The organism is Mycobacterium sp. (assembly GCF_032162105.1).
Classification (GTDB): Bacteria; Actinomycetota; Actinomycetes; order Mycobacteriales; family Mycobacteriaceae; genus Mycobacterium.
In genome coordinates this window covers 1-5,274 of sequence record NZ_JAVRPS010000684.1, presented here as the reverse complement: position 1 = coordinate 5,274, position 5,274 = coordinate 1, and the positions used below count along the sequence as shown (strand labels likewise).

Below are 5,274 nucleotides of genomic sequence, written 5' to 3'. Positions count from 1 at the left end.
CGGGTGTCCTTCGAGGTCGCGGGCAAGTGGATGAGCGGCGACGTGATCAACGTCAGCGCGTCGAGTTCGTCGGTGTCCAAGGGGGAGTCGCTGCGGGACACCGCGCTGACCCTACGGGCGGCCGGTGCCGACGCATTGATCATCCGGCATCCGGCATCCGGTGCGGCGCAACAACTTGCGGAGTGGACTGCCGAAGCCGACGGGGGAGGACCCAGCGTGATCAACGCCGGCGACGGCACCCACGAGCATCCGACGCAGGCGCTGCTCGACGCGCTGACCATCCGGCAGCGGCTGGGCAGCATCGAGGGCAAACGGGTCGTCATCGTCGGCGACATCCTGCACAGTCGGGTGGCCCGCTCCAACGTCCTGCTGTTGTCCACGCTCGGGGCCGAGGTGGTGCTGGTCGCCCCGCCGACGCTGCTGCCTGTCGGAGTGTCCGGGTGGCCGGTCACGGTGTCGCAAGACCTCGACGCCGAACTGCCCGCAGCCGACGCGGTGTTGATGCTGCGGGTGCAGGCCGAGCGGATGAACGGCGGCTTCTTCCCGTCCACCCGCGAGTACTCGGTGCTGTACGGGCTCTCGGACAAGCGTCTGGCGCAGCTGCCCGGCGACGCGGTGGTGCTGCACCCCGGTCCGATGCTGCGCGGCATGGAGATCTCGTCGTCGGTGGCCGACTCGTCGCAATCGGCGGTGCTGCAACAGGTTTCCAACGGCGTGCACGTGCGGATGGCGGTGCTCTTCCACTTGCTCGTCGGTGCCGAACGAGAGGCGATCAGCGCATGATCTTGATCCGCGACGTACGGCTCTACGGTGACGGCGAGGCCGTCGACGTCTTGGTCTCCGACGGTCAGATCGAAGCCATCGGACCCGGTCTGGCCATCCCCGACATGGCCGATGTGGTCGACGCAGGAGGGCAGATCCTGCTCCCCGGGTTCGTCGACCTGCACACCCACCTTCGCGAGCCCGGCCGGGAGTACGCCGAGGACATCGAAACGGGTTCGGCGGCAGCAGCACTCGGCGGATACACCGCGGTGTTCGCGATGGCCAACACCAACCCGGTCGCCGACAGCGCCGTGGTCACCGACCACGTCTGGCATCGCGGCCAGCAGGTCGGGCTGGTCGACGTCCACCCGGTCGGCGCCGTCACCATGGGTCTGGCCGGGACGCAGCTCACCGAAATGGGCCTGATGGCCGCCGGGGTCGGACGGGTGCGGATGTTCTCCGACGACGGCCTCTGCGTGCAGGACCCGTTGGTGATGCGCCGCGCGCTGGAGTACGCCACCGGAATCGGTGTGTTGATCGCCCAGCACGCCGAGGAGCCGCGGCTGACCGTCGGCGCTGTCGCGCACGAGGGGCCCAACGCCGCGCGGCTCGGCCTGTCGGGCTGGCCGCGCGCCGCGGAGGAGTCGATCGTCGCCCGCGACGCGTTGCTCGCCCGAGACGCGGGCGCGCGGGTGCACATCTGTCACGCGTCGACCGCAGGCACCGTCGAGCTCATCAGATGGGCCAAGGAGCAAGGCATCTCGATCACCGCGGAGGTCACCCCGCACCACCTGCTGCTCGACGATTCGCGACTGGCCAGCTACGACGGCCGCAACCGGGTCAACCCGCCGCTGCGAGAGGCAGGCGATGCACGGGCACTGCGCCAAGCGCTGGCCGACGGCGTCATCGACTGCGTCGCCACCGACCATGCCCCGCACGCCGAACACGAGAAGATGTGCGAGTTCGCCGCGGCCCGCCCCGGAATGCTCGGGCTGCAGACGGCACTGTCGGTGGTCGTCGAGACCATGGTGCGGCCAGGACTGTTGACGTGGCGCGATGTCGCGCGCGTGATGAGCGAGGCGCCGGCCCGCATCGTCGGACTGCCCGATCAGGGCCGCCCGCTGGAGGTCGGTGAGCCGGCGAACCTGACCGTCGTCGACCCCGACGCCACCTGGACGGTCACCGGAGCCGAACTCGCCAGCCGTTCGGACAACACCCCGTTCGAGTCCATGACGCTGCCCGCCGCGGTGACGCTGACGATGCTGCGCGGCAAGGTCACCGCGCGCGACGGAAAGAGTCCGGCGTGAATACCCCCACGCTCGTCGCGTCGCTGATCATGGCGGCGCTGCTGGCACTGCTGATCGCTTTCATCATCCGCCAGATGATGCGCGGATGGCTGCACCGCGCCCAGCGGCAGGCCGAGCTGATCGGCGCGCTGCCGCCACTGCCCGAGACCGTCGGGCCCGCGATCATCCCCGCGACGAAGGGGCTCTACGTCGGAAGCACCATCGCGCCCTCCTGGCAGAACCGCATCGCCGTGGGCGACCTCGGGTTCCGGAGCAAGGCGACGCTGACCCGCTATCCCGAGGGAATCATGTTGCAGCGCACCGGCGCCGGCCCCATCTGGATTCCGGACGAGGCCATCACCGCGATCCGTACCGAACGGGGCATCGCGGGCAAGGCGCTGACGCACGACGGGATCTTGGCGATCAGGTGGCGGCTGCCGTCGGGTACCGAGATCGACACGGGGTTCCGCGGCGACGACCGCCGCGACCTGGCCAACTGGGTGGAGGAGGAGGCTGCGTGAGCAATCGGGCGGTGCTCGTCTTGGAGGACGGGCGGGTGTTCACGGGTATCCCGTTCGGTGCGGTCGGTCAGACCTTGGGTGAGGCGGTGTTCTCGACCGGGATGTCGGGCTACCAGGAGACATTGACCGATCCGAGCTATCACCGGCAGATCGTCGTCGCGACCGCGCCGCAGATCGGCAACACCGGCTGGAATCACGAGGACGCCGAGAGTCGCGGCGACAAGATCTGGGTGGCCGGGTATGCGGTGCGTGACCCCTCGCCGCGTGCGTCGAACTGGCGAGCAACCGGCACGCTCGACGACGAACTGGTCCGCCAGGGCGTCGTTGGCATCGCGGGCATCGACACCCGCGCCGTCGTCCGTCACCTGCGCACCGCCGGGTCGATGAAGGCCGGGGTGTTCAGCGGGGATGCCCTTGCGCCCGACGACGAACTGCTCGAGCGCGTCAACGGCCAGCCCTCGATGCTCGGCGCCGACCTCGCCGGGGAAGTGAGTACCGACGGCGCCTATGTCGTGGAACCCGAAGGCATGCAACGGTTCACCGTGGCGGCACTGGACCTCGGCATCAAGACCAACACACCACGCAACTTCGCCAGGCGCGGCATCCGCAGCCACGTGCTGCCGTCGTCGGTGACCTTCGCCCAGATCGCCGACCTGAACCCGGACGGGGTGTTCCTGTCGAACGGACCCGGCGACCCAGCGACCGCCGACCACGTCGTCGGGGTGACGCGGGAGGTGCTCGCCGCCGGAATCCCGTTGTTCGGCATCTGCTTCGGCAACCAGATCCTCGGCCGGGCGCTGGGACGGTCCACCTACAAGATGGTGTTCGGCCACCGCGGCATCAACATTCCGGTGATGGACCACACCACCGGACGCGTCGCCGTGACCGCGCAGAATCACGGGTTCGCGCTCGAGGGCGAGGCCGGCGAGGAGTTCGACACTCCGTTCGGTCGGGCAACGGTCAGCCACACGTGCGCCAACGACGGCGTTGTCGAAGGCATCAAACTGCTTGACGGCCAGGCGTTCTCGGTGCAGTACCACCCTGAGGCGGCGGCCGGACCGCATGACGCCAACTACCTGTTCGACCAATTCGTCGACCTGATGTCCGAGGTCAAGGCAGGGGAGGGCAGGCGCTGATGCCACGCCGCACAGACCTCAACCACGTCCTGGTCATCGGCTCCGGGCCGATCGTGATCGGGCAGGCCTGCGAGTTCGACTACTCCGGCACCCAGGCCTGCCGCGTGTTGCGTGCCGAGGGGTTGCAGGTCAGCCTGGTCAACTCGAACCCGGCGACCATCATGACCGACCCCGAGTACGCCGACAACACCTACGTCGAGCCCATCACCCCGGCGTTCGTCGAGAAGGTGCTGGCCCAACAAGCCGAGCGCGGCAACAAGATCGACGCAGTGCTCGCCACCCTCGGTGGTCAGACCGCACTCAACACGGCGGTCGCCCTCTACGAGAACGGCGCGCTGGAGCGTTACGGCGTGGAACTCATCGGTGCGGACTTCGAAGCCATCCAGCGCGGCGAGGATCGGCAACGGTTCAAGGACATCGTCGCCAAGGTCGGTGGCGAGTCGGCGAAGTCGCGGGTGTGCTTCACCATGGACGAGGTCCGCGAGACCGTCGTGGAACTGGGATTGCCCGTCGTCGTTCGCCCCTCCTTCACGATGGGCGGCCTCGGTTCGGGCATGGCGTACTCGGCCGAGGACGTCGACCGGATGGCCGGCGACGGACTGGCCGCCTCGCCGAGCGCGAACGTGCTGATCGAGGAATCGATCTACGGCTGGAAGGAATTCGAGCTCGAGCTGATGCGCGACGGCCACGACAACGTGGTGGTGGTGTGTTCGATCGAGAACTTCGACCCGATGGGCGTCCACACCGGCGACTCGGTCACCGTCGCACCCGCCATGACGCTGACCGATCGCGAGTACCAGACCATGCGTGATCTGGGCATCGCGATCCTGCGCGAGGTCGGTGTCGACACCGGTGGCTGCAACATCCAGTTCGCCGTCGATCCGGCCGACGGCCGCCTCATCGTCATCGAGATGAACCCTCGGGTGTCCCGGTCGAGCGCCCTGGCGTCCAAGGCCACCGGCTTCCCGATCGCCAAGATCGCGGCGAAGCTGGCCATCGGTTACACGCTCGACGAGATCGTCAACGACATCACCAAGGAGACACCGGCCTGCTTCGAGCCGACGCTGGACTACGTCGTGGTCAAGGCGCCGCGGTTCGCGTTCGAGAAGTTCCCTGGCGCCGACCCGACGCTGACGACCACGATGAAGTCGGTCGGCGAGGCGATGTCGTTGGGCCGCAACTTCATCGAAGCGCTCGGCAAGGTGATGCGCTCACTGGAGACCGACCGCGCTGGGTTCTGGACGGGCCAGGACCCCGACCTCAGCCTCGACGAGGTTCTCGAGGGGCTGCGGACGCCGGTCGACGGCCGTCTCTACGACATCGAACTGGCGTTGCGGCTCGGTGGCACCGTCGAGGTGGTCGCCGAGGCGTCCGGCGTCGACCCGTGGTTCGTCGAGCAGATCGCCACGCTGGTCGCGCTGCGGGCCGAACTTCTCGGTGCGCCGGTGCTCGACCATCAGCTGCTGCGCCGGGCCAAGCACAGCGGCCTGTCCGACGGTCAAATCGCCGCCCTGAGGCCGGAACTGGCCGGCGAGAACGGTGTCCGCACACTGCGTCAGCGGCTCGGCA

General features: G+C 68.5%; 5 protein-coding genes. All 5 read left to right on the top strand.

From position 1 onward, the window contains the following. Nucleotides 1–783, top strand: a 783-nt coding sequence (locus QOC69_RS34575) for an aspartate carbamoyltransferase catalytic subunit (protein WP_526447104.1), incomplete at its 5' end; no start/stop codon positions are given. Then, the gene (locus QOC69_RS34570; protein WP_526447102.1) at nucleotides 780–2,069 is read left to right on the top strand and encodes a dihydroorotase; all 1,290 of its coding nucleotides are present in this window, start codon (nucleotides 780–782) and stop codon (nucleotides 2,067–2,069) included. The genes QOC69_RS34575 and QOC69_RS34570, both read left to right, overlap by 4 nt. Then, nucleotides 2,066–2,569, top strand: a complete 504-nt coding sequence (locus QOC69_RS34565) for a PH-like domain-containing protein (RefSeq protein WP_526447100.1) — start codon at nucleotides 2,066–2,068, stop codon at nucleotides 2,567–2,569. The genes QOC69_RS34570 and QOC69_RS34565 overlap by 4 nt, the downstream gene beginning before the upstream one ends. Beyond that, nucleotides 2,566–3,705, top strand: a complete 1,140-nt coding sequence (carA, locus tag QOC69_RS34560; protein WP_526447098.1) for a glutamine-hydrolyzing carbamoyl-phosphate synthase small subunit — start codon at nucleotides 2,566–2,568, stop codon at nucleotides 3,703–3,705. The genes QOC69_RS34565 and carA overlap by 4 nt, the downstream gene beginning before the upstream one ends. Beyond that, nucleotides 3,705–5,274, top strand: a 1,570-nt coding sequence (carB, locus tag QOC69_RS34555) for a carbamoyl-phosphate synthase large subunit (RefSeq protein WP_526447096.1), incomplete at its 3' end; no start/stop codon positions are given. The genes carA and carB, both read left to right, overlap by 1 nt.